The sequence below is a fragment of the Butyrivibrio sp. genome, assembly GCF_015056685.1.
GTDB lineage: Bacteria > Bacillota > Clostridia > Lachnospirales > Lachnospiraceae > Butyrivibrio.
The window spans coordinates 111,615-135,878 of the sequence record NZ_SVFW01000005.1; the positions used below are offsets into that span (position 1 = coordinate 111,615).

20 protein-coding genes and 1 other RNA gene are annotated in these 24,264 nt (G+C 39.8%); 5 read left to right on the top strand and 16 right to left on the bottom strand.

Translation table 11 applies throughout. From position 1 onward, the window contains the following. The 4 genes from E7303_RS03115 to E7303_RS03130 all read right to left on the bottom strand — a co-directional run bounded on the left by E7303_RS03115 (nucleotide 1) and on the right by E7303_RS03130 (nucleotide 4,312). The gene (locus tag E7303_RS03115; protein ID WP_292143790.1) at nucleotides 1-1,173 is read right to left on the bottom strand and encodes an AI-2E family transporter; all 1,173 of its coding nucleotides are present in this window, start codon (nucleotides 1,171-1,173) and stop codon (nucleotides 1-3) included. Between the two features lie 24 nt (nucleotides 1,174-1,197). Further along, complete coding sequence (locus tag E7303_RS03120) at nucleotides 1,198-2,115, bottom strand: YihY/virulence factor BrkB family protein (protein WP_292143791.1); 918 nt, start codon at nucleotides 2,113-2,115, stop codon at nucleotides 1,198-1,200. A 69-nt stretch (nucleotides 2,116-2,184) separates the two neighbouring features. Further along, nucleotides 2,185-2,393, bottom strand: a non-coding RNA gene (gene ssrS, locus E7303_RS03125) — 6S RNA. A gap of 95 nt (nucleotides 2,394-2,488) precedes the next feature. Beyond that, nucleotides 2,489-4,312, bottom strand: coding sequence for an aminopeptidase P family protein (locus tag E7303_RS03130; RefSeq protein ID WP_292143792.1), 1,824 nt, complete (start codon nucleotides 4,310-4,312; stop codon nucleotides 2,489-2,491). 93 nt (nucleotides 4,313-4,405) lie between these two features. Between E7303_RS03130 and deoC the strand changes: the two genes are divergently transcribed. Further along, nucleotides 4,406-5,065, top strand: a complete 660-nt coding sequence (gene deoC, locus E7303_RS03135) for a deoxyribose-phosphate aldolase (RefSeq protein WP_292143793.1) — start codon at nucleotides 4,406-4,408, stop codon at nucleotides 5,063-5,065. A 93-nt stretch (nucleotides 5,066-5,158) separates the two neighbouring features. Here deoC and E7303_RS03140 read toward each other — a convergent pair whose 3' ends face one another. The 3 genes from E7303_RS03140 to thrC are packed head-to-tail and all read right to left on the bottom strand — an operon-like array spanning nucleotide 5,159 to nucleotide 8,395. Then, nucleotides 5,159-6,529 (bottom strand): citrate/2-methylcitrate synthase, encoded by a 1,371-nt coding sequence (locus E7303_RS03140; RefSeq protein ID WP_292143794.1) that lies wholly within the window; start codon nucleotides 6,527-6,529, stop codon nucleotides 5,159-5,161. Between the two features lie 26 nt (nucleotides 6,530-6,555). Beyond that, nucleotides 6,556-6,897 (bottom strand): hypothetical protein, encoded by a 342-nt coding sequence (locus E7303_RS03145; RefSeq protein WP_292143795.1) that lies wholly within the window; start codon nucleotides 6,895-6,897, stop codon nucleotides 6,556-6,558. A 4-nt stretch (nucleotides 6,898-6,901) separates the two neighbouring features. Next, entirely contained in the window at nucleotides 6,902-8,395 is a 1,494-nt protein-coding gene (gene thrC, locus E7303_RS03150) for a threonine synthase (RefSeq protein WP_292143796.1), read from the bottom strand. Between the two features lie 119 nt (nucleotides 8,396-8,514). On the opposite strand from thrC, the gene E7303_RS03155 reads away from it, so the two are divergent. Beyond that, nucleotides 8,515-9,327 (top strand): hypothetical protein, encoded by an 813-nt coding sequence (locus E7303_RS03155; protein ID WP_292143797.1) that lies wholly within the window; start codon nucleotides 8,515-8,517, stop codon nucleotides 9,325-9,327. 129 nt (nucleotides 9,328-9,456) lie between these two features. Continuing rightward, nucleotides 9,457-10,815 carry an MATE family efflux transporter gene (locus E7303_RS03160; protein ID WP_292143798.1) on the top strand — a complete coding sequence of 453 codons (1,359 nt, stop codon included), beginning with the start codon at nucleotides 9,457-9,459 and terminating at the stop codon, nucleotides 10,813-10,815. Nucleotides 10,816-10,868: 53 nt separating this feature from the next. Here the strand turns inward: E7303_RS03160 and E7303_RS03165 are convergent, their stop codons facing one another. The 9 genes from E7303_RS03165 to E7303_RS03205 all read right to left on the bottom strand — a co-directional run bounded on the left by E7303_RS03165 (nucleotide 10,869) and on the right by E7303_RS03205 (nucleotide 21,664). Continuing rightward, nucleotides 10,869-11,756 (bottom strand): ParB/Srx family N-terminal domain-containing protein, encoded by an 888-nt coding sequence (locus E7303_RS03165; protein ID WP_292143799.1) that lies wholly within the window; start codon nucleotides 11,754-11,756, stop codon nucleotides 10,869-10,871. Nucleotides 11,757-11,935: 179 nt separating this feature from the next. Continuing rightward, the gene (locus E7303_RS03170) at nucleotides 11,936-13,246 is read right to left on the bottom strand and encodes an MBL fold metallo-hydrolase (RefSeq protein ID WP_292143800.1); all 1,311 of its coding nucleotides are present in this window, start codon (nucleotides 13,244-13,246) and stop codon (nucleotides 11,936-11,938) included. A gap of 444 nt (nucleotides 13,247-13,690) precedes the next feature. Continuing rightward, nucleotides 13,691-15,013, bottom strand: coding sequence for an ABC transporter substrate-binding protein (locus E7303_RS03175; RefSeq protein ID WP_292143801.1), 1,323 nt, complete (start codon nucleotides 15,011-15,013; stop codon nucleotides 13,691-13,693). A 131-nt stretch (nucleotides 15,014-15,144) separates the two neighbouring features. Next, entirely contained in the window at nucleotides 15,145-15,984 is an 840-nt protein-coding gene (locus E7303_RS03180; RefSeq protein WP_292143802.1) for a carbohydrate ABC transporter permease, read from the bottom strand. A 10-nt stretch (nucleotides 15,985-15,994) separates the two neighbouring features. Continuing rightward, nucleotides 15,995-16,873, bottom strand: coding sequence for a carbohydrate ABC transporter permease (locus E7303_RS03185; RefSeq protein ID WP_103868977.1), 879 nt, complete (start codon nucleotides 16,871-16,873; stop codon nucleotides 15,995-15,997). A gap of 20 nt (nucleotides 16,874-16,893) precedes the next feature. Then, nucleotides 16,894-17,937, bottom strand: coding sequence for an ABC transporter ATP-binding protein (locus E7303_RS03190; protein ID WP_292143803.1), 1,044 nt, complete (start codon nucleotides 17,935-17,937; stop codon nucleotides 16,894-16,896). A 159-nt stretch (nucleotides 17,938-18,096) separates the two neighbouring features. Continuing rightward, nucleotides 18,097-19,521, bottom strand: coding sequence for a rhamnulokinase (gene rhaB, locus E7303_RS03195; protein ID WP_292143804.1), 1,425 nt, complete (start codon nucleotides 19,519-19,521; stop codon nucleotides 18,097-18,099). A 12-nt stretch (nucleotides 19,522-19,533) separates the two neighbouring features. Then, on the bottom strand, nucleotides 19,534-20,382 hold the full coding sequence (gene rhaD, locus E7303_RS03200) for a rhamnulose-1-phosphate aldolase (RefSeq protein ID WP_103868980.1): 849 nt from the start codon (nucleotides 20,380-20,382) through the stop codon (nucleotides 19,534-19,536). A 31-nt stretch (nucleotides 20,383-20,413) separates the two neighbouring features. Further along, on the bottom strand, nucleotides 20,414-21,664 hold the full coding sequence (locus E7303_RS03205; RefSeq protein WP_292143805.1) for an L-rhamnose isomerase: 1,251 nt from the start codon (nucleotides 21,662-21,664) through the stop codon (nucleotides 20,414-20,416). A 138-nt stretch (nucleotides 21,665-21,802) separates the two neighbouring features. Here E7303_RS03205 and E7303_RS03210 point away from each other — a divergent pair, with 138 nt between their 5' ends. Beyond that, nucleotides 21,803-22,780, top strand: a complete 978-nt coding sequence (locus tag E7303_RS03210) for an AraC family transcriptional regulator (RefSeq protein ID WP_292143806.1) — start codon at nucleotides 21,803-21,805, stop codon at nucleotides 22,778-22,780. An 87-nt stretch (nucleotides 22,781-22,867) separates the two neighbouring features. Then, nucleotides 22,868-23,749, top strand: coding sequence for a YitT family protein (locus E7303_RS03215; RefSeq protein ID WP_292143807.1), 882 nt, complete (start codon nucleotides 22,868-22,870; stop codon nucleotides 23,747-23,749). Nucleotides 23,750-24,264 lie beyond the last annotated feature (515 nt).

Sequence of the window (24,264 nt, forward strand, 5' to 3'; positions counted from 1 at the left end):
CTATACATCTTTTTCTTTTATATTCTTATTGTAACTCTTTAGTTTTCTTTCCTCAAGCTTTTTAAGGCAGTAATCCTTCCAGACAAAGTCTATGATAGCCGCAAAAGGAATAGCTAAAAGGATACCTACAACACCAAATAATCTGCCTCCTAAAATGATGGAGATCAGGATCATCAGAGGTGATACACCAAGGCTCTCGCCAAAAAGCTTAGGCTTAAGGATATATCCGTCAACTGTCTGTAGCACAATTGTAAATATCAAAAACCATAAAGCATGCCATGGTTTAACAAGAACAAGGATAAAACCGCCAATAATTGCGCCGACAATAGGTCCAAATGTAGGAGCCAGATTGGTAACTCCAACGATCACAGAAATGAGCACAGAATAGTTCATTCCTGTAATAAGCATGAAGATAAAGTTAACAACTCCGACTATAACTCCATCAATAATGTCAAAGCTTATGTATCTGATAAGGATCTGATTACATCTTGCAAGGAAATCTCCTGCACTTACATAGGTCTTTTCCTTCAGTATCAGATTCATTACCCTTGATATTCCATTTATAAGTCTCTGCTTATCAAGCATAAGATAAATAGCCAGGATAAATGCGATAACTGAATCAAATACGCCTTTACCTGCACTGACAGATCCATTCAGAATACTTTGCATATTTTCCTGGTCTGTAAAGTACTTACTAATATTATCAAGAGCTCTTTCGCCCAGATCAGCAATTCCACTTACATCAATTCCAAAGATCTTATTGCCAGACTGGCTTTCAAAACCTTCCAGTAACTGCTGTGATGAAGCAATGTATGATCCCAAATTCGAAGCAAAAGTGCTTACGCTGTCTGCAACCTGAGGAATAAGCGCCACAAACAAAAGAACCACCGCAGCGATGATGACAACTATTGTTGTTGCAACAGAAAGTTTCCACCTTGTCTTCTCGTTTTTGATCTTCTTAAAGATCGAACCATTAAATGTACGGGCTAAAGGATCAAAGATATATGCTATTACTGCTCCTACGACTACCGGTTTGATAAATCCATATAAATTCCCAAACAGACCAAGAATTTCAGGAAGATGTGACAGCAGCATATAAAATAAAACTGCAGAACAGGTAGCAATCGAATAGGAAACCCACCTTTTCTTAAACCACTTACCATTGAATTTCATAACTACCTCCTTAAAGGAAAATGATTATCCAAATTCATCATATTTTCTAGGTTTTCTCAGTTGCTTTGTGCTCTTCTTTTTAACTTTTTTCCTGACTGTCTTCTGATGATGATCCTGATACAAAAGCTTAACAGCAGGATGGAAAAATCTGTTGATAAAAGCTCCGATAAAGAAAATATACATACAGGAATACAGCCAAAACATCATGATCACAGGCGTAGCAAGGCTTCCGTAAAGAGAATAGTTGTCAGTCATATCAACATACACAGAGAATATCCATGAAAAGACATACCAGACAACTGCTGAGAAAACTGCTCCCGGAAGCTGATATATAAATTTAAATTTCGCACTTGGAACATAAGTATATATAAGCGCAAACATAAAAAGCGCAATTCCTATAACAAGTATAAACCTAAAATTGACTAAAAACGTAAAAACATATGAAACCGGTAAATACAAGTTTATAAAGAAACCTTCTATCAGTTTTCCAAAAACCATAAGCACCAGCATCAGAAGCATGATAACGATCATTACCAGTGTATAAACCGAAGCGATGAGTCTTAAATAAAAATAATTTCTTCGCTCATCGATGTCATAGATACAGTTAAGACCTCTGATGAGTGCCAGCATTCCAAGTGATCCCGCCCAGATAGTTATGATAGCTGAAAAAGACAATATGGCCGGAGACTGCATATAGGCTTCATCCACAAGTCTTACAATGATATCATGGGCAAAATACGGTGTAGCCTGAATAATAGCACGCACCAGATCCTCTTTGGTAGCTGTGGTATATGGCAGTAAAGATGTAACCAAAAGAAGAAGGGGGATAAATGAAAGTATCAGAAAAAAAGCCGTGCTGCTTGCAAACGCTGCAATATTCTTTTTTTGCATCTTTGTAGCAAAGTCCACTCCCATTGCTATAAGTGCAGCTTTTACATTCATAACTGTTCTCCCTTTTTGTAGTACAAAAGGAAAAAGCAGCCAATATTTCATGGCTGCCTTTGATTCCTAATTTACCCCAAAATGCCGTTTCCTGTTATTTGACTCCTAGCTAACGCCAGGTGGGTTACCGCAACCATTATCGCTGTCTTCCTCTCCCAAAGCTTGTTCTGCGCATGCGCAGAGCCGAAGGCGTGACATAAAAAATGGTGATGTAGGAGTCCCGTTTAAAGTAATGTAGGTTCAAATTACACAGGAGATGTCGGACACCCCAGGAGAAGTACTTGTGTACTTCTAACTCTATTATATTCAAAACGCCTTATTTTTCAAGGGTCTACGCGTTTTTTAACAGTATTTTTATGAAAACTTAAACTTATTAAATTGCCCTTGTAGCCTCTTTTAACCAGCTCTTTACATCTTCATCATCAATGAAGGGAGAGACCTTTTCATAGACCATCTTGTGGTAATTATTGAGCTTTTCGATATCCTTAGGCTGCATGTATTTCTTGTCAATCGCCTCAAAATCAATAGGGGCATAAGTGAGATGGTCAAATCCAAGGAATCTTCCATACTCATTAGTTTCTCTTTCAACTACCTCAACAATATTCTCGATTCGAATACCGTGGCTTCCCTCAATGTAAACACCAGGCTCGTCAGAAACGATCATTCCAGGCTGAAGAACTGCCTCATGCATGCCCTCATTAAATCTCCATCTGATGTTGTGAGGTCCCTCATGGACATTAAGCATATATCCGATTCCATGACCTGTGCCGTGGTTGTAGTCAATGCCCATTTCCCAGAGTGCCATTCTTGCAAAAGTATCTACGTTTCTGCCTGTGCAGCCCTCCATAAACTTGGAAGATGCAAGATTTAGCATTCCCATTACAGTTGCTGTGTAGTGTTTCTTTATCTCCTCTGAGATCTTACCAACTACAATTGTTCTGGTAACATCAGTTGTTCCGCCCATGTATGTAGCACCTGAGTCAACAAGGAGCATTCCATCAGCTTTAACTTCTGCTGCGTTATCTTTAGTAGCTTCGTAATGAGCCATTGCTGCATTAGCCTTGTAAGCACTGATAGTAGGGAAAGAAAGCTCTATAAATCCCGGAAGTGCAGCTCTCATACCATCGAGCTTTTCAGCTGCAGTATACTCAGTCATAGGAATCTTTCCTACATTCTTTTTTACCCAGTAAATAAACTTAGTAAGAACAACGCTGTCCTTTAAGTACACTTCTCTGATGTTTTTAAGCTCAGTTTCATTTTTGACAGCCTTCATGATCTCAGTAGGGTCTTTCTCATTCTTCAAAAGAACTCCTGCCTCTTTTGTCCTGTCAAGAAGTGTCTTATATGTAAGGAAATTAGTGTTTCTCTTATCGCAAAGAACATTTCCATCAAGTTTAACTTCTGAGATAAAATTCATTACCTCATGATAATCTTTGAGCTCGATACCCACTTTGTCGCAGTATGCTCTTACTTCATCTGTCACCTCTTTTTCCTGAACAAAGAGAACAAATCTGTCAAAAGTAATATATGCATAAGCAAGCGCAACAGGATTGCATTCAACATCGTTTCCACGAAGGTTTGTAAGCCACATGATATCATCAAGCTTACTTAACAGATGGGCAGTTGCTCCGAACTCTCTCATCTTGCTTCTGACATTTGCAAGCTTCTCCTTAAATGATCTGCCACAAAGCTCGTCAGACAGTACATACATATCGTGACAAGGAAGTGCAGGTCTGTCAGTCCAGACATCCTCAGCAAGATCTTTATCGATCTTGTATTTTACAGCTTTGCCGGAAAGCTTTTTCTCATAATTCTCACCAACACTGGTTGATATAACTTTTCCATCAAAGCCTAATGTCTCTCCGTCTTTCATATTGTCAAAAAGAAATTCTGCAATTGTAGGAACACCTGGATTGAGCATCTTAAAGAGTTCTACTCCTGTGCCCTTCATCTGATTCTCTGCCTGGATGAAATATCTTCCATCAGTCCACATTCCTGCAAAATTCTGTGATACTACCAGTGTTCCGTTAGATCCGTCAAATCCGCAGAAATACTCTCTTACTTTGAAGAAATCTGCAGAATACTCAGAATTGTGATAGTCTGAAGTTGGCATAATATAGTAATCAATACCGTTTTTTGCCATTGCAGCGCGTAATTTCTCAAGTCTGTCTTTTATAACTGTATTCTCTTTTACCATTTAATAAATCCTCCTGCAAAACACTATTTTATATTTTATGATTTAAGTATATAATTATCAATACATTCTTGTTTTATAAAAAAAGGAGTTGTTATGGAAGAAAAAGATATTTTAAAGCTTATTGACCACACACTTTTAAAGGCTGATGCCACATGGGAGCAGATCATTGCACTTTGCGATGAAGCAGTTAAATACGGAACTGCTACCGTATGCATCCCACAGACATATCTTAAAAGAGTTCACGATAAATATGGCGACAGCTTAAAGCTCTGCACAGTTATTGGTTTCCCTCTTGGTTACAACTCAGCTTCATCTAAAGTTGTAGAAGCAAAGGATTCTATCACTGACGGTGCAGAAGAAATTGATACTGTTGTAAATATCAGTGATGTTAAAAATCACAGATATGATGAGGTAAGAAAAGAGCTTAAGATGATCCGTGAGGCTTGTGGAGACAAGCTCCTTAAAGTTATCATCGAGACTTGCTACCTTACAGAAGAGGAAAAGATCGAGCTTTGCAAGATCGTTACAGAAGTTAAGGCAGACTATATCAAGACTTCAACAGGTTTCGGCAGTGCAGGTGCTACTCTTGAAGACATCGAGCTCTTCAAAAAGCACATCGGTCCTGATGTTAAGATCAAAGCAGCTGGCGGAATCCGCACAATAGAGGATGCTCTTGCTTATGCAAATGCAGGCTGCAGCCGTATCGGTTCTTCAAAGGTTGCTCCACTTATCGCAGCAAAATACAACCTCTAATTCTAATCAGAAAATACATGTCTCCCTGTGGGAGAATGCCAATAAAAAACTCACGCAGTTTGGTCTGCGTGAGTTTTTTACATGTTATTCAAATTATCGCTCCGACATAGGAACATATTCTTTTCTGGGCTCTATAGCCATATATGCAGGTCTGATGATCTTGCCGTTGTTGACAAGCTCTTCCATTCTATGAGCACTCCAGCCAACAATCCTTGCTATAGCAAAGATGGTAGGATAAAGTTCTTCAGGAAGCTCAAGCATTCTGTAAACAAAACCTGAATAGAAATCCACATTGGCACTTACGCCCTTGTACATTTTTCTCTCACCGCTGATGATCTTTGGTGCGAGACGCTCTACCATTTCATAAAGAGCAAGTTCATCCTCTTTTTTCTTTTCAACAGCGAGTTTCTCAACAAAGCTCTTTAAGATCATAGCTCTTGGATCAGATTTAGAATAAATAGCATGACCGATACCGTAGATCAGCCCTGATTTATCAAATGCTTCTTTATTCAGGATCTTATCAAGGTACGCTCCTACCTCTTCTTCATCTTTCCAGTCTTTTACATTTTCTTCGATGTCATCAAACATGTGTACAACCTTGATATTGGCGCCGCCGTGACGAGGCCCCTTTAAAGAGCCGATGGCAGCTGCAATAACAGAGTAAGTATCTGTAAGACTTGAGCTAACCACATGGGTTGTAAAAGACGAATTGTTACCACCGCCATGCTCCATATGGAGCACCAGACAAATATCCAAAAGCTTGGCTTCAAGCTCTGTATACTTGCTGTCAGGTCTAAGGAGATAAAGGATCGTCTCTGCAGTAGAAAGCTCCTCCTTTGGCGGATGGATAATGAGGGAATTGCCCTCATGATAATGATTGTAGGCATGATACCCGTAAATTGATAAAAGTGGGAACATGCTGATCAGCTGAAGTGACTGCCTAAGCACATTAGGAAGTGAAACATCATCAGCATGATCGTCATAGGAATAAAGAGTCAGAACGCTCCTTGCAAGAGTGTTCATCATATCGCGGCTTGGAGCCTTCATGATGACATCTCTCACAAAGCTCGTCGGAAGACTCTTATATATCCCAAGTAATTTTTCAAATTCAAACAGCTCTTTTCCAGAAGGAAGTTTATCAAATAAGAGAAGGTATGCGCATTCTTCAAACGCAAATCTATTCTCTTTAACTGCAGCATCTATCAGGTTGTGGACATCATAGCCTCTAAAGTAGATCTCACCGTCTTTAGGAATTTCTTTGCCATCAACAACCTCTTTGGCAATGATCTCTGAAATTCTTGTAAGGCCGGTAAGTACGCCCTTACCGTTTAAGTCTCTTAATCCTCTTTTTACGTCATATTTGATAAAAAGATCATTCTCAATCTGATCTGCTGTTTCTGAAAGCTTAGACAACTCAACAATTTCCGGTGTGTTATCCGAGTAGTACCCTTTTCCTAAATCCATACGCACCTCCTGTTATATAAGCATTTTTAGTAGAATTTCTTTTTTCCTTTCTCTATAAAGAGATTTCCGATGATATAGAAAGCAAGAACAACAATGTAGACGATAGCATGCAGATCAGGTCTTGCATACAAGTCACATCCGATTCCTACAAGTCCTAATACTATAAGTATCAGTCCCTGTAAAAAATGTCTTGGGAAAGCATAGGCCTTGAAGCCTTCCCTGTCCTTCATCTTCTTGACATTAACTGAAGGAGGAACCATTATTCCTACTTTTATTATATCATTAGCTCTCATCTGCTCGGCATAATAAATAATGATAGCGCCGCCAAAAACAATCAAAATATCAAAAATATTACTAAATGTGTCCATTTACTTACAGGCTAAGGAAATTCCTTACTGCCTTCTCCATTTCTGTTTTATCTACTACTTTCTTGTGTAATACATCAGCTGTTCTGATAGATGTTACAGCCTCAGGTATTTCAACCTTTGAAACTTCGCTGAGCTTATCAGCAAGTTCAAAGTCATCCTTGCCCTCTTCTGGAATTCCAAGAGCATTTATAACGCTTCTTGTGAACTTGTATGGGCTTGCTGTGGAAGCAATAACTGAAACAGTCTTATCACCTGTCTCTTTTACGTATTTATTGTATACGCAGCTTGCTACAGCTGTATGAGTATCAATGAGATATCCTGTCTTATCAAAAAGATTTTTGATAGTCTCAAATGTCTCCTCTTCAGAAGCATAGCCTCCAAAGAAATCTGTGAGTTTTTCTCTCATCTCATCTGTGATCTCATACTTTCCATCCTTAGAAAGCTTTTCCATGAACTCGGCGTCTTTTGCAGAATTATCACCTGAAATATGGTAGATAAGTCTCTCAAGGTTAGATGAAATAAGTATATCCATTGAAGGTGAGGCTGTAAGTACAAAGTCACGGTTTCTGTCGTACTCACCAGTCTTAAAGAAGTCAAAAAGCACCTTATTTGAGTTGGATGCACATATAAGTTTTGAAATTGGCACACCCATATTTTTTGCGTAATAAGCTGCAAGGATATTACCAAAGTTACCTGTAGGAACTACTACGTTTATGCTGTCGCCATCTGCAATTCTGCCCTCTTTGAGGAGTTTTGCATAAGAATAAACATAATAAACAATCTGAGGAACAAGTCTTCCAATGTTGATAGAATTGGCAGATGAGAACTGGAATCCCTTGCTGTCCATTTCTTTTGCAAGATCAGGATCTGTAAATATCTTTTTAACACCTGTCTGTGCATCGTCGAAATTACCCTCGATACCTATAACGCATGTGTTAGCACCTTTTTGTGTAACCATCTGCTTTTCCTGGATAGGGCTTACGCCGTGCTTTGGGTAAAAGACGATGATCTTTGTGCCGGGAACATCAGCAAAACCTGCAAGAGCAGCCTTTCCTGTGTCACCACTTGTAGCTGTAAGAATAACTATCTCATTCTTAACGTTATTCTTTTTAGCAGCTGTAACCATAAGATAAGGCAGAATTGAAAGAGCCATATCCTTAAATGCAATAGTTAAGCCGTGATAAAGTTCAAGATAGAAAGCTCCGTCTGCTTCTGTTAAAGGAGCAATCTCCTCTGTATCAAATTTGGAATCATATGCATGTGAAATGCAGTATTTAAGTTCTTCCTCAGTATAGTCGGTAAGGAATAACTTCATTACTTCATAAGCTGTTTCCTGATAGCTTAAAGATGCAATTTCTCTAAGTGATCTCTCAAGATGTGGAATATGGTCCGGAACATATAAACCGCCGTCGCCCGCAAGACCTTTTAAGATAGCTTCAGATGCATGGATATTGCCTAAAGCTCCTCGTGTGCTACTATACAAAACTTCCTTTGCCATTGCCTTCACTCCTCTTTTGTTGGTAAAATAGATATGGTTAGTATACCATACAGCCAAACAGTATATCCATAATAATTTAGCACTTTGAATTAGTAAAGTAAATAGTGGGGGGACTACTTTTGAAGCAAAGAAAACATACCGGAGTGTATAAGACGGCTTTAAAAAACGGCACACCGTCTTACAGAACATCCATAGTTTTTAATGGAAAGCACATATCGCTTGGCTCATATCCGACTCTAAAAAAAGCCAGTGCTGTTTATGATGAAAGCTACTACATTCTCCACAGTGAAAACTTTGTAATCTCTTCCTACAAAAAAGGAATGAACCTTCCTTTTGAAAAATGCGTGATACTAATTAACTTCCGAGACAAAGGCATATATATCCCAAATCCCATCTATCTTGAAAAAAAATATTTTCTTTACTACTTATCTCCTGATGAAATTTTGAAATTTGATATTGATGATCTTTTTTACTACTCATCCCACAAGATCATGAAGCGTGGAGGACATCTGTTTGTTGCTGATTACGGAAGCCAGCTCTCTATCTTGCAGCGCTATGGGATAAAAAGCTATGCTGTATCCGGCAGAGATTATCTTTTTGCCAATGATGATCCCTTTGATCTAAGATATGAAAATATAATTATCCTCAACCGCTACCACGGTGTAAGGCAGTTTGCCCACAAGGGCTTTATCAGGTACAAGACCTTCATACATATTAAAAGCAATTATGTTGTAGGCGTCTACAATTCAGAAGTCGAAGCTGCCATCGCCTATAATAAAGCTGCAGATATCCTTATAAAAAACGGGGTAAATAAGAAGTATCAGTTAAACTATATTGAAGATCTCAGCGCTTCGCAGTATGCTGACCTTTATGTGAAAGTTAAAATCCCTAAAAAAATATACGCTTTAAAAAGTAATGGCATTAAAGCATAATTTTTTATTGAAATACATCAAATTTTAATGAGATTATTCTAATCTAATGTACTAGACTTAAATTGCTGCCTGGGTTTTTCTTTCTTTCCCCACGGCAGCATTTTTTATCACATTCAGGAGAATCAAGAAATGGCAAATCCCATTCCCGAAAAGTATTCAAAAGACATGACAAATGGCGATACCTTCAGCCTTCTCATAAGCTTCATGGTACCCATGATGATAGGAAATATCTTCCAGCAGTTCTACAATATAGTAGATACTATTATTGCAGGAAAGTTCATCGATTCCAACGCTCTTGCCGCTGTAGGTTCAACAGGTCATATAACAAATCTCTTTTTTGCACTTGGAAACGGACTTGCAACAGGAATAGGTATTATTGTTTCTCAGTTCTTTGGTTCAGGCGATAAAGATGGTGTAAGAAAAACAATTACCAACGCCTTCTTTATGGTTAGTGCTACCTCTATATTTGTGGGATGCCTTGGTGCTTCTTTGTCCCGTCCTGTACTTGTCTACGGTTTGAAAACTCCTGATGAGATCCTTGAAAGTTCAGTAATATACATGTCTGTAACCTGTATAGGTTTTATAGGCACAGCTCTTTACAATACAATTTCCTACATCATGCGAGGAATCGGCGATTCTAAAACGCCCCTCTATTTCCTTATTGTTTCCAGTTTTCTTAATATCCTGATGGACCTTGCCTTTGTTATTTTCTTTGATCTTGGAGTAAAGGGTCTTGCTATAGCAACCATAACAGCCCAGGCTCTATCCGCTGCCCTTTCAATCGGATATGCTCTTTTAAAAAATCCAGTATTTAAATTTGAGAAAAAAGATTTTGTACTGGATAAAAATATAATAATCAAATGCTACACACTAGGTGGATCAATGGCGCTTCAAAGCGGACTTATCGCTCTCTCTTTTGTCATACTTCAAAGAGTAATCAACTCCTTTGGAGCAGTTGTTATCGCCGCCTTCACTACAACAAGTAAAATTGAAAACCTGGTAAACATGCAGTTCAAAGCCCTTGGAGATTCTCTGTCCACCTACTCAGGCCAGAATATCGGAGCCGGAAAAGGTGACAGGGTAAAGAAAGGCTATAGAGTTGGAATGACAATGATGGGCACATACGCCCTTATCATGATCCCTCTTATGTGGATCTTCGGAGACTTCCTAATGAGAGTATTTGTAAACGAGCCTGAAGTAATAGCCTTTGGCAAAACAGCCATGCGAATCCTCTCAAGTTTCTATCTCCCCCTCGGAACAATCTACGTCTGCCGCGGAATCCTCAACGGAGCCGGCGACGCAAAGTTCCCACTAATATCCGGCATCTCAGAAATGGTCGGCCGTGTAATATTCCCCGCCTTCTTCTGCTCACTCCCCTTCCTCGGAGCCTGGGGCCTATGGATATCCACCGGCATCACCTGGACAATAGTCGGCGTCACCGCCTTCATCCGCTACCACCAAAAGTCCTGGCGCAAAGGACTCTTTTAACGCCATCGCTCCATCCCTGACAGACACGCAAATGGTTCTCTCCGGGGGGCCGCTTACTCTGTGGGTGGGGCGTCTATCTTTTCGATGATCTCGATGACCTTTTTGGACCATAATGAGCCTGGGACTTCGAGGTCGTATTCTTCGAATTCGCCTGTGCCGCTGTGGGTGCAGATGACGGAGTCATTGTCGATGTGTATTGTTTTGGCGTACTTGTTTTTGATGAGGTTCATTACAGTCTTTTGGGACTCGGAGAACTTTACGTTCTTTTTTCCGGTTCCTGTTATGATTCCATCTACATGAACGAAGAACCTGTTGAAGTAGCGCCTTATGTCATCAATAGAATAGAACTCGGATGAATATACAAATATGTCATAGCCGTGGGTAGTCAGATAATTGAAAAGCGCGGGGATTCCGAGCATCATTTTCTTTTTTATCTTGGAGCCAAAATGGAATCCTGTTTCTTTTTCAACATAATTGTCCCATTTGCTCTTGAATACTACTTCGTCCAGGTCCATGGTGACTCTTTTATCATGCTGTGATGATTCTACTATTCTCTGAAGTTCTTCATCAGACATCATGTTGATGATCTTGATTGGAACCTTTTTAATCTCAACTTTTAATGCGGCTGCCCATCTATGGTGGCCATTAATGAGCATATAGCCTTCAGGATGAACCTTGCCAACGATAAGGGGGTCATTTATTGGTTGTTCTCCCTTTTTAAGTTTGTCTCTGAACTCTCTTTCATAGTCAGATATTATTCTATAGCTTGGACCTATAGCAGGATCACTAAACTCATCATCAGGATTTGGATGAAGATCCTTGCAATCATGCCATTTCACAAACATACGCTCGAAACGGCTCGCTTTAACAGGAACATATAGGCCTTTACCTTTTTCTATTTCATCACTAATAAACTGATCAAAAGAATTACTGCTCGCCATTCACATTACTCCATATACTAAAACACGTTTTTTAGTTGACGCCCTCATTATAACATACAGGTCTTTTTTCCTCGTTAACATATATAAAATTGCGATTAAATTAATGTGAAAATTAGCATAACAAAAAAGACTTCACAAATGTAGGATTTTAGAATCCATAATTTGTGAAGTCTTGTAGTTTAGAATGAAATTGTCTCTCCCTCTTGTGGAAGAATGATCTTTTCAACTTTATCAGACTTAAACTGTTCAGGTCTGAAGCTGTGAAGTGGTATAAGTGTCTTTGGGGCAATCTCATCAACTGTCCTTCTGAGATAATATGGCTCAGCATGTCCGCCAAGTCCGCATTTTATATAATTAAGTCCAAGAACATCTAAAAGAGCATAGAACTTTTTGAATGAAGGATCATAGTCACCAAGCGGCGCTCCATCCATATGCAGGTACAAAGAAATGCAATCTTTGAGGTCAAAGAGCTCGTATACATTCTTATAATCCTGCTGAAGAATATATTTACCTGCATCAGCCATAAGTTCTTTTCTTGTAACAACTTTTCTGCCATTTAATAACGGAGCGTTAAGCTCTCCACCTTCAGGAAGATATACTTCAAAATAATCTTCAGGATAAAAGGCTGCCACATAATCGGCCTGGGCTGGTTCAAGAGCAAATGCTCTTCCGCACTCTTTTAATGCTCCGATCATTCTGTGAACTCGTTCAACATTTCTATTGTAATTATTGATAACGATAAGGCCGCTCTCTTCCTTAGCATGAGCTTTCATATCCTCTAACAAAGTCCACTCACTGTTATCTCTTAAAGGACCTTCAAGTGAGAGCATATCCACATCGCCAAAGCTTATGGTAACTCCCTCAGTGATCATGTAATCTGCGCCCTTGCACTTTTCTGCAAAAGCTTTACTGATCTCAGGATGATATCCGTGATATCTGTAGTCACCTGTATAACATAACTTTCCATCAGTAGTCTCAATAAGAAATCCGCAGGCACCTACAACGTCATGATCCACCTGAACACAGGTAACCTTGATATCTCCTACGGTTATAGAAGCATCATAATCAATAGGAAGTACGTTCTCATGCTCTCTAAGCTCAAGTTCTCCCATAACTCCAAGTTCATGATAAAGAACTGCTGATTCTCTGCTCATATATACAGGAAGTTTACTTGCAAGGCTTCCAAGGCCTCCCATATGGTCGATATGCATATGAGAAATAATAACAAACACTTCCTTATCAGTTTCTCCATATGCTTTAAGACCAAGCTCATGAGCATCTTTTTCCTCATATATTCCATCAACTCTGTCAAGGACTCCAAGTCTTACAAGGTCGATTGTTTCCTTGTCTTTTCTGACTTTAACCTTATCATCTATCCTGTCAGCGTGAGCATAACCAAAATCAAAGATACAGATTGCCTTGTCAGTCTCTACTGCAACAACTGTACCGCCTATCTCGCGTAATCCACTATAAAATTTCAGATTAGTCATACCTCTAACTCCTTAACTAAAATACATTTCAGGACATTCATGAAGAAAGCCTTTCTTATCCCATGGAAAACAAATATTCTTGAACATAAAGTTCAAGAATATATCAACCATGCCAAATTGAATCGACTACGTCGATGAGGCATGGTTGACCCTTGTATCACCTTCTCACGAAGCCCGCAGCAAGTGCGGGTTTCTGTAATTTCATTTAATAAGTCATATTCCATCAGATAAGAAAAGCCTCCTACTACAAAGTAGAAGGCCCTGTGATTCTTGTAAACAATTAATGATATACGCCTTGGCTATCGCCAAGGCTACAAGAATTCGTAAATCGATATGCTCGCTTCGCTCGCATATCTTTTTTACTCATTCTTGTTATGGTCATGAAGTCAAGCTGTGTTACGCAAGCAAGCTTGCTAACACATTTGACTTATGACGCGTATATCATTAATACTGTGCGTTAATTGTGCTAAGGATTGTGTCGAACCAAGTCTGAGCATCAGCCTTGTCAAGAACAAGCTGCTCGAATGCAGGAGAAACGCTGTTTCTGATGTCGTTTGATGCATCAAATGTTGGTGAGTAGAAGAAGTCCTTAGACTGCTCATAGCAAGCTGCTGCGCAGATGTTCTCTTCCATGTATGCCTTGTACTCAGCTGTCTCATAAGCTGACTGTCTTACTGGAAGGTATCCTGTTGAAACAGCCCACTTAGATGTTGACTCTGTGCTTGTAAGGAACTTGAGGTACTCCCAAGCTGCAAGCTGCTTGTTTGTATCCTGTGAGAACATAACGATGTTTGTTCCTGCCATGTTAGCTGCGTTTACTTTGTTTCCTGGAAGTGGAGCTACACCAAGTTCCCATCCTTCTGCTGTGATGTAAGAAACACCTGCTGAAGAACCAACGTAGCTGGCAATGTTCTGGTTGCTGATTACGTTTGAGAAATATCCGTCTTCACCAACAAGACGAGCATATCCGTTGTTGTAAAGGTTTGAAAGATACTCAAATGCCTCACGGCCACCGTCTGTATCGAATAAAGCACCTGTCTCATCAACGAAGCTCTCACCGTTCTGCTTAAGAGTAGCTTCGATAGCACCTGTGCTGTCATCATATCCGATGAAAGCGATTCCCTTAGCATCTTTTACGATCTTAGCGTCAGCTTCTACATCAGCCCATGTCTTAGGAGCTTCAATTCCAAGTTCATCAAAGAGTGTCTTGTTGTAGAAAAGAACGTATGTTGACTTGTTGAAAGGTACAGCGTGTACGAATCCGAATTCTGAGCACTCACCACGGTAAGCTTCTACAATGTCATCCCAGTTGTCGAAATCATTTGCAACAAAATCATCAAGGTGAACGATCTTGTCAAGGTAAGGTGTAAGCCAGTTGTTGTAAGCCTGTGTAAGATCTGGAAGTGCATCAGCTGCAGCACTAGCCTGAAGCTTTGTCTGAAGGTCACTTGCATATCCCTGGTTCACAAGAGTAACAGTGATACCATACTCGTTTGTTGAGTTGAACTCATCTGTAAGTGCTGTAAGAGTCTCTTCAAGATTACCTGTCATGTAATGCCAGAATGTGATCTCTGTAGGCTCGATAGACTTTGTAGCAGCTGCTTCATCAGCGGCTGTAGCAGCGTCAGATGCTACCTCTGTAGCTTCTGAAACCTGTGCGTCAGATGTGGTCTCAGATGTCTGTGTGCTGCTCTGTCCGCAGCCAGCAAGCATAGATGCTGCCATGATAGTAGCAAGAATACTTGCACCTAACTTTTTCATTTTCATTTGAAAATTCTCCCTTCTTTGCCCATGCGGGCGCTTAAAATACATATGACATCCTGAATCTTTTTTCAAGATGTTATCATCAACGGCTTACGCCATGTTGACCTGACTTAATATATGCCTTAGGTCATGCATTATCCCTTAAGTCCGCTTCTTGTTACACCTTCAATGATGTACTTTCTAAGGAACAGATAGATAATAATGATAGGCATTACCAAAATACATGAAGCAGCCATTATAAGTTCTGTAGAAGAGCCTGCCTCTGTCTGGAAACGAACAAGACCATTTGAAAGAACTCTCATCTCCTGTGAGTTAGTAACAAGAAGTGGCCACAGGAATGCGTTCCATGAACTGATAATGTTCAGTATCGCAATTGAGAAAATAGCCTGTTTGTTCATAGGTACCATGATTTTTATCATGTATTTAAAATCTGAGCACTTATCAACCTTAGCGGCAAGATAAAGTGATTCAGGAACCTGCATAAAGAATCTTGTAAGCAGATAAATGTAGAAGGCACTTGAGATCCATGGCACGATCATAGCCTTATAGGAATCAATCCATTTAAGTTTTATGATTGTCTCGTAGTTTGTGATGATAAGCATCTCACCAGGAATCATAAGCGTTGCCAAAAACAGTGAGAACACTGTTTTCTTTCCCGGAAAGTTCAATCTTGAAAAAGCAAATGCAGAAAGAACTGTTGTAACCAAAACTCCGGCTGTTGTACAAATTGTAACAATAATTGTATTTACAAGATATCTTGCAAATGGTGCTGCCTCCCAGGCTGACTTATAGTTGAGCCACTGAGGTACTTCCGGGAAAAGTGCAGGTGGAACCTGAACAAGTTCAGCCGGTGTCTTAAGCGATGAAGATATCATCCAGATGAAAGGAAGTATAGTGAATACTGAACCAGCAACGAGGATCACATACTTTAAAACTTCCGCGATTATATTTACAACTTTTCTATTTTTCTTCATGGCGCCCTCCTTAGTTTTTGCCCTTACGTCCGCCAGTTACTCTGAGCTGGATCTGTGTAAGCGCAAGTATTATCAGGAACAATACAACACTACCTGCGGCAGCAACGCCATATTTATAGCTGTTGTAGAACTTGTCATAAATGTAGTAAACAATTGTCATTGCGCTGTTAGCTGGACCTGCCTTGCCCTGGAACAGTGAGAAGACCTCATTGTAAACCTTAAATGCTCCGATCATACCGATAACACTTGAATAAACGATCATAGGTGCAAGTGAAGGAACGGTAATCCTTGTAAATACACGAAAACGTGGTGTGGAATCAATTCTTGCTGCTCTGTAAAGGTCTTCAGGAATTGTCTGAAGTCCTGCAAGGAAGATCAAAATATTAAATGCCATGCTCTTCCAGATAGCAAAGATAATAAGTGCAGGCATTGCATATTCAGGAAGATTAAGCCACTGGATAGGCTCAATTCCAAAAATGCTAAGCACATAATTTATAAGACCATAGTTACTGTTAAACATCCATCTCCATACAATACCGATGGCAATTACGCTGGTAACATATGGAAGGAAGTATATAGTCTGAAATAAAGCCTTAAGCTTTTTGCAACTATTGATAAGAACTGCAAAAAGGAGTGACAAAATAATTGAAGCAGGTACTACGCAGATAACGTAGATTGCTGTATTCATAAGTGACTTTCCAAAATCAGGATCTGAGAACAGAGCCTGATAGTTCTCAAAGCCGATTGAAGTGTAACCATCATTGATAATGCTGTAGTTACCTAAAAAGCTCATAATGATCGCTCTTACCAAAGGATACAGAGTAAAGCAGATCATAATGATTATTGATGGAAGGAGGTAGAGATACCCCTTAAAGCTCTTTTTGTCCATGATAATCTCCCTTCTCCAAATCAGAATCTGCCAAGAAGCATTTCATTGTCATCAAATACAAGAATATGTCCATCACGAACAGATACTCCAAACTTATCACCAACTGCTACCTGCATATATGAATGAACAAGTACTCTTACGTTAGTGCTTCCAAGCTTGGTAAAGATGAGAAGGTCACGGCCTGTCATACGAATGTTGTTTACTTCAAGAGATGCTCCGTTATCATCAACAAAGAATGACTCAGGTCTGATACCCGCCTTGTAATGTCCATCAGCAAGAGATACTCCCTTTCTGAGAACTATTCCATTTGCAGTTATCACGCCATCCTTAACATCGATCTCAATATTGTTGATCTCAGGCATACCAAGGAAATTAGCTACAAATGAGTTTGCAGGATTCAGATACATTGTCTGAGGAACCTCATACTGCTGAAGAACACCAGTCTTCATAACAGCGATACGGTCTGAAATACTCATAGCCTCTTCCTGGTCATGTGTAACGAAAATAGTTGTGATCTTAACTTCCTGCTGGATACGTCTGATCTCTTCTCTTGTAGCAACACGAAGTTTTGCATCAAGGTTTGATAAAGGTTCGTCAAGAAGCAGAACCTGAGGCTTTTTAACGAGTGCTCTTGCAATTGCAACTCGCTGCTGCTGTCCGCCTGAAAGCTCGCTTGGACGTCTCTTCATATATTCATCGATCTTTACAACTTTGGCAATTTCAAAGGCTTCCTCACGTGCCTGAGCCTTCTTCATACCTCTGTTGATCAAAGGAAATGTGATATTATCCTCTACTGTCATATGTGGATACAATGCATAGTTCTGGAACACCAGTCCAATTTCACGATCCTCTGGAGGAATAGATGTAACATCTTTATCACCAAAATAAATTTTTCCTTCTGTTGGAGTTGTAAGTCCGGAGAGCATGAAAAGAGTTGTTGACTTACCGCAGCCTGATGGTCCAAGAAGACCTACGAGTTCACCATCCTTAATACTCAGATTCATGTGATCTACAGCATTAAGGTTGCCATATGTTTTTGTTAAGTTTTCAATTCTAATATCCATTTCTACCTACCCTAATTAAACTAAATTTACAGTGCAGCCTTTCATTATACATTAAAACCCAAAAAAATAAAAACTTTATTAATAAAAAATTAAAAATTTCTTTAATGTCAAATTTAAAGCCCACCAGAAAATCTGATGGGCTTTGAAAAATTAAGATCATTAGTATTTAATTACGCCAAATGACTGGTATACGCATTTTCTAAACTCTGAAAGATCTGAAAATACGCCATCTGAAAGCATCTGTGCTCCAATATTACCTATAGCAGTGGCTTCTCCGGGACCGGCACTGACTGTGCGGCCTGTTTCTGCGGCTGTCAGTTCATTAAGATAAACAGCATTGGATCCGCCTCCAACTATATTTACGGAGTCAAATTTCTTTCCGGTGATATTTTCTATCTCTTCCGTTGTCTCTTTGTAGCATTTTGCAAGGCTTCTGTAAATTACCCTTGCTATCTCCCATGGGGTTACAGGAACTTGCATACCGCCTTCACGACAGGCATTTTGAATTTCTTTTACCATAGATTCCGGATTTAAAAATCTGCCATCATTAGCTGCAACAATAGAATCTATAGTCTCATCTTTTGCCCTGTCACAAAGATTTGCAAAAGAATAATCATCATCCTTATTCTTTCCGGGATAATCAAATCCTGCTTCAAATTCTTTTTTCACAGACTGGATCATCCAAAGGCCCATGATATTCTTAAGAAATCTGTATCGTTTCTGGTATCCGCCTTCATTTGTGAAGTTGGCATTTTTAGCTTCTTTGGAGCAATTTGCCTTTGGAAGCTCGCATCCCATAAGTGACCATGTTCCGGAAGAAATATAAAGAGTATTTTCCTCAGTGCATGGCACGCTCATAACCGCAGAGCCTGTATCATGGGTAGCAGGAAGAACAACCTTGAGATCAAAGCCTACTTTTTCTGCTATTTCTCTCTTTAAAGGTCCCACTACAGTTCCCGGCATGGAGAGTTCTCCAAAAAGTTCATCAGGAAAGCCAAGCTTTTTAATAAGCTCGTGATCCCACTCGCCTGTTTTTGCATCGAGAAGCTGTGTTGTTGAAGCATTTGTATATTCCTGTTTCCTGACTCCTGTGAGAAGGAAATGGAAATAATCAGGAACCATAAGAAGGGTCCTTGCTTCTTTTAACTTCTCAGGCTCTTTTGTCTTAAGGGCCATAAGCTGATAGATTGTGTTAAAAATGGCCTTCTGGATTCCTGTTCTCTCGTAAAGCTCATCTTCGGAAATGATCTTATACACTTCTTCATCCATTCCCGCAGTTCTGTCATCACGGTAAGCAACCAGGTCTCCAATCCTCTTGTCATCCTTATCAAGAAGACAAAAATCAACGCCCCAGGTGTCAATTCCCATAGTCACAGGGATCTTACCGATCTCCTTGCACTTTTTCATGCCTTCCAGAATGTCCTCAAAAAGTTTTTCAGCATTCCAGATCTTGTGACCATCCTTGTCTTCCATGCCATTGTAAAAGCGGTAAACTTCTTCAAGTACTATCCTGCCGTCTTCCATATGCGCCAGGATATGTCTGCCGGATGACGCTCCTATATCAACTGCTAAATAATATTTCATAGTAAGTCTCCATTAAACTTCGCCGATAATATCGCTCTTTTTTGTATAAAGACATTCTTCATTTACCTTGATTCCAAACGGTCCGTTGAGGGCTCTGAAATCATCAGGCTCAATTGTCTGTCTCTTTTTATTTGTCATGGACATAACCTTAACAAGAACTTCTGCTGCCTTTTCTACTGTGTGCATAAGTCCGAATGCAATGTCAAAATCTGTTCCGCAGGCAAACATTCCGTGGTGAGCCCAGATAGCTACATCCTGCTTCTTCATGATCTCTGAAGTTGCAACAGCGATTTCTTTTCCGCCAGGAACCATCCACGGTACTACGCCGATTCCATCAGGGAATACTACAGGGCACTCTGTAGCCATTTCCCAGATTTCTCTTGTGAATACTTTTCCATCAAGAGGAAGAACGTATGTAAGAGCAATTGTATTTGCAGGATGGCAGTGATATACCACTCTGATCTCAGGATTTCTCTTTTTGCACACTTCAAGGTTCATAAGGTGTGAAGGAAGTTCTGAAGTTGGTCTTCCGCCTTCAACAAGTCCCCATAAGATCTTGTAGTTCTCGCCCTGGTCATCAACTTTGATAATGCAGACATTTGCTGCAGGATCGATCTCTACATTTCTGAAATACTTACCTGAACCTGTGACCATGAAATACTCACCGGCCAAATCTTTTACTGTTGTTCCAATTGGTTTCCACTCAGAAGACTCATCAAGTTCCTCTTTTACTGATTCAATCTCTTCAGGTTTGATCCTGTAGCTCAAATTTCCACCGTTTCTCTCATGCCATCCCTGGTAAAAACCGTCAACGCACATGCGGCAGAATCCCTTTGCAAACTTAGCATCCAATACTTTCATCTCTAAAAATCTCCTTAATTCAAATATCTACTTATGCTCTCTTTGAAAGAACATTTTTCTCATATTCCATGCAGTCTTCAAACCAGTCCTCTTCAAGGGCTACACCGTTCTTCTCACAGTAATAATTCCAAACATCACCAACAGGAAGCATCTTGATCTGCTCTGTAAGTGACATAAGCTCTGTAAAGTTCTGGGCATTCTGAAGCTCAGTAAACTTCTCCATTGGCTGGAGCTCTGCATACAAAAGAGCCTTCAGGAAGTTTCTCATTCCGTTTGTCCAGGCGGAAATACGGTTAATACTTGCATCAAAGTAGTCCATACCGATATAGAACCTGTCAGCACCGTTTCTTACGATTTCCTGAGCAAGGTCTCTCGCATCATCATTAAAGATAACAACGTGGTCTGAATCCCAGCGAACAGGACGTGATACATGAAGTGCCATCTTATCATAGAAAAGAAGCATTGAGCTGAGCTTGTCAGCTACATTCTCTGTAGGGTGGAAGTGTCCTGTATCAATAAGGCACATAACATTGTTTTTAGCAGCATAGTTCATATAGAACTCATGGCTTCCAACTGTGTATGACTCTGCTCCGATTCCAAATACCTTTGACTCAACAGCGACTGCAACTTTATTCTTGTCGTAAGGTGTAGCAAGAATTTCATCAAGAGAAGCCTTAAGTCTTTCTCTTGGAGCCTTTCTGTCACCAGGTACATCCTTCAGTCCATCAGGAATCCAGATATTCATCATGCATACCTGACCAGTTTCAGATGCAAGGTACTCAGAAATCTTAAGGCAAGCCTGACCGTGTCTGATCCAGAATTTTCTTACGTCCTCATCTGCAGCTGAAAGTGTTCCGTTGTCAGACTTTGGATGGCTGAAATATGTTGGGTTAAAGTCAATTCCAAGTCCTCTTTCCTTAGCAAACTCAGCCCACTTTTTAAAGTGCTTTGGCTCAAGAGCGTCTCTGTCAGCCCACTCTCCATCCTCAAAAATAGCATATGAAGCGTGAAGATTGATCTTGTGCTTACCTGGAACAAGACTAAGTGTCTTATCTATATCAGCCATGAGCTCCTCAGGTGTTGTTGCCTTGTAAGGATAATTACCTGTTGTCTGGATTCCGCCTGTAAGAGGTCCCTTCTGATCAAAACCAATTACATCATCTCCCTGCCAGCAGTGCATTGAGAGCTTTATTTTTGAAAGCTCACTGATAGCTTTTTCTGTATCAACGCCAATCTTTGAATAGCGCATTTTTGCTTCTTCATATCTTTCTTTAACTGTCATTTCCCCTTCTCCTTCTCGTTAAAATACGTTTTTTACTAAATACAGCTTAATTGAAATGCATAAGGAATTTAAGGTCTGTTAAAAGCAAAAAATACGTCCTTTCTTGCAAGTGGGAATTTTTTTATATAAAATAAAAATATGAATAAAAAAATACTAGAAATATTAAGTCCCATAACTGAAGAAGAAGAGGCTATATTAGGCGGTGAAGAGCACATCAACAGAACTCTGTACTACAGCGATGAAAAGGCATCTTCACCCCATGACGAAATTGATTCCTCCAGAGTGCTGCAGGATGGAAAATTAATAGATATGCGTCCTCATGTGCGCTTTATACACTTTCCTCTTCACACACACAACTACGTGGAATTTATTTATATGTGTCAGGGTGAAACGACGCATATCATCGACGGCCAGCGCATTGTTCTAAAGGAGGGCGACCTTCTTTTCATGAACCAGCATGCAAGACAGGAGATACTTCCTGCAGGAGAAAACGATATTGCTGTGAATTTCATGATTCTTCCTGAGTTTTTTGACACAGCTTTTTCAATGCTTGAAAAAAATGAGAGTCCTTTGAGGGATTTTTTGGTAAGCTGCCTCACTAAGAAAAATGCAGACGGAAACTTCCTATATTTTAAAGTATCAGATATTCCGCAGATTCAGAACATAATGGAAAATATGATCTGGAATATGATAGGAACAGACAGCACCGATTATCAGAGTGTAAATCAGGTGACCATTGGTCTTTTGTTTTTAAATCTCCTTAAACATACAGAGTCCATCGGCGTGTCGAGAACTTCCTATGATCAGGAGATAATGTTCAAGCTTTTAAGATATATAGACACAGATTACAGGGATGCTTCACTTAATTCCTTTTCGGGATCTGTCGGCGAAGACCCCTACGTTCTTAGCAGGATCATAAAGAAAAATACGGGAAGCACCTTCAAGGAGCTGTTGCAGTCAAAAAGGCTGAACAAGGCTCAGGAGCTTTTAAAAAACACCAATATTTCGATAGCTGATATTTCTGTGATGGTGGGTTATGACAACACAAGTTTTTTTCACCGGCTCTTTAGAAGAAAAATCGGTTGCAGTCCTAGAGATTTCAGGTTGAATTCGTAGTTTATTCCGTATATACTATTAGAGCATTTGTTGTTTACATAAATTGCATATGAGGTTTTTATTCTTAAATAGCGAAGGTATTTTTTTATGTCAGATAAGCAAAAGAAAATAGTAACCACTTTAAGATGGGATTGTATCAGACTTGTAGTAGTGCTACTTGCCGCAATGCTAATGGCTATCAATATCCAGACCTTCATTAATGGTGGCGGACTTATCCCGGGAGGTGCACAGGGACTTACAATTGTTATCCAAAGGGCAGCCCTTAAATACCTTGGACTTCAGATTGCCTATTCTCCTATCAATATTTGTCTGAATGCAATTCCTGTTTATATCGGTTTTCGCTACATAGGCAAGAAATTCACATTATTTTCAATGATAATGGTTTTGGCAAATGGTATTTTTGTAGATATCATTCCAATCCACACTGTTACACATGACCCTCTTCTTGTTGCAGTTTTCGGTGGTATCTTAAATGCAGTTGCCATCACCATGTGCCTTGAAGTTGATGCAACAAGCGGTGGAACAGACTTTATTTCCATATTCCTGTCACAGAGAAAAGGAATTGATGCATTCCCTATTATCCTTGCAGGAAATGTCATAGTACTCACAATAGCAGGTGCCATGTTCGGATGGGAAAAAGCCCTCTACTCAATGATCTTCCAGTATGTTTCAACCCAGACACTTCATGTACTTTACAGAACATATCAGCAGAGAACTCTCTTTATCATTACTGATATGCCTGACAAAGTTTGTTCAATGATATATTCAACATGTAGTCACGGCGCAACACTCATTGATGGTGAAGGCTCATACGCTCACAAGAATAAAAAAATTGTCTATTCTATTGTAAGCGCATCTGATACCAGAAAGCTTATTCCTAAGATAAAAGAGATTGACCCAAATGCATTTATCAATTCTATCCGCACAGAGGAAGTAATGGGTAACTTCTATATGAGACCAAGAGACTAAATTGAATATATAGAAGCTGTAGATTAGAGAGAGGATTCTTATGTGTGCAATTAGCATATATCAGAGGACTCTCTCTCTTTGTATATGCGTAAGTGACTTCTCTAACTCTCTAAAAATTTTAGATTGTGGCTGAGTACGCCACCATTGACTGAACCTGTGGAAAACGCTTTGTCAACTTTGCCGACGGTGAGGATGATGGGAACAGTAGATTTTCTCGCACCGTCGGATTCAGCATTGTAGCGTTTCCCCAGACCCCGTCAATGGCAAGCACCTTCGGTGTGGCTAGGAATTATTGCCTCAGGCTCTGACTCCGAGAACAGTAGGGACTACTTTCAAGGATGTGCAGGGCTATATGCACATTTTACTGTGACAATTTATTTATCATAAACCTGCACGGATAACGTGCTATTACAAAAAACATGACCTAATTTTTTTCACTTTGTACCGACCCCCAAAAGTTAGACCCAAAAATCTAACTTTTGGAGGTCGGTATTTTTATGTCTAAGTATTCTTTT

Coding starts and splice junctions, on each gene's coding strand:
- E7303_RS03180 (WP_292143802.1), bottom strand. CDS start 15,984: ATGAAGAAAAATAGAAAAGTTGTAAATATAATCGCGGAAGTTTTAAAG.
- E7303_RS03140 (WP_292143794.1), bottom strand. CDS start 6,529: ATGGATTTAGGAAAAGGGTACTACTCGGATAACACACCGGAAATTGTT.
- E7303_RS03210 (WP_292143806.1), top strand. CDS start 21,803: ATGAATAAAAAAATACTAGAAATATTAAGTCCCATAACTGAAGAAGAA.
- E7303_RS03165 (WP_292143799.1), bottom strand. CDS start 11,756: ATGGCGAGCAGTAATTCTTTTGATCAGTTTATTAGTGATGAAATAGAA.
- E7303_RS03160 (WP_292143798.1), top strand. CDS start 9,457: ATGGCAAATCCCATTCCCGAAAAGTATTCAAAAGACATGACAAATGGC.
- deoC (WP_292143793.1), top strand. CDS start 4,406: ATGGAAGAAAAAGATATTTTAAAGCTTATTGACCACACACTTTTAAAG.
- E7303_RS03115 (WP_292143790.1), bottom strand. CDS start 1,173: ATGAAATTCAATGGTAAGTGGTTTAAGAAAAGGTGGGTTTCCTATTCG.
- E7303_RS03170 (WP_292143800.1), bottom strand. CDS start 13,246: ATGACTAATCTGAAATTTTATAGTGGATTACGCGAGATAGGCGGTACA.
- E7303_RS03205 (WP_292143805.1), bottom strand. CDS start 21,664: ATGACAGTTAAAGAAAGATATGAAGAAGCAAAAATGCGCTATTCAAAG.
- E7303_RS03130 (WP_292143792.1), bottom strand. CDS start 4,312: ATGGTAAAAGAGAATACAGTTATAAAAGACAGACTTGAGAAATTACGC.
- E7303_RS03120 (WP_292143791.1), bottom strand. CDS start 2,115: ATGAATGTAAAAGCTGCACTTATAGCAATGGGAGTGGACTTTGCTACA.
- E7303_RS03215 (WP_292143807.1), top strand. CDS start 22,868: ATGTCAGATAAGCAAAAGAAAATAGTAACCACTTTAAGATGGGATTGT.
- E7303_RS03190 (WP_292143803.1), bottom strand. CDS start 17,937: ATGGATATTAGAATTGAAAACTTAACAAAAACATATGGCAACCTTAAT.
- E7303_RS03145 (WP_292143795.1), bottom strand. CDS start 6,897: ATGGACACATTTAGTAATATTTTTGATATTTTGATTGTTTTTGGCGGC.
- rhaB (WP_292143804.1), bottom strand. CDS start 19,521: ATGAAATATTATTTAGCAGTTGATATAGGAGCGTCATCCGGCAGACAT.
- rhaD (WP_103868980.1), bottom strand. CDS start 20,382: ATGAAAGTATTGGATGCTAAGTTTGCAAAGGGATTCTGCCGCATGTGC.
- E7303_RS03185 (WP_103868977.1), bottom strand. CDS start 16,873: ATGGACAAAAAGAGCTTTAAGGGGTATCTCTACCTCCTTCCATCAATA.
- thrC (WP_292143796.1), bottom strand. CDS start 8,395: ATGGCAAAGGAAGTTTTGTATAGTAGCACACGAGGAGCTTTAGGCAAT.
- E7303_RS03175 (WP_292143801.1), bottom strand. CDS start 15,013: ATGAAAATGAAAAAGTTAGGTGCAAGTATTCTTGCTACTATCATGGCA.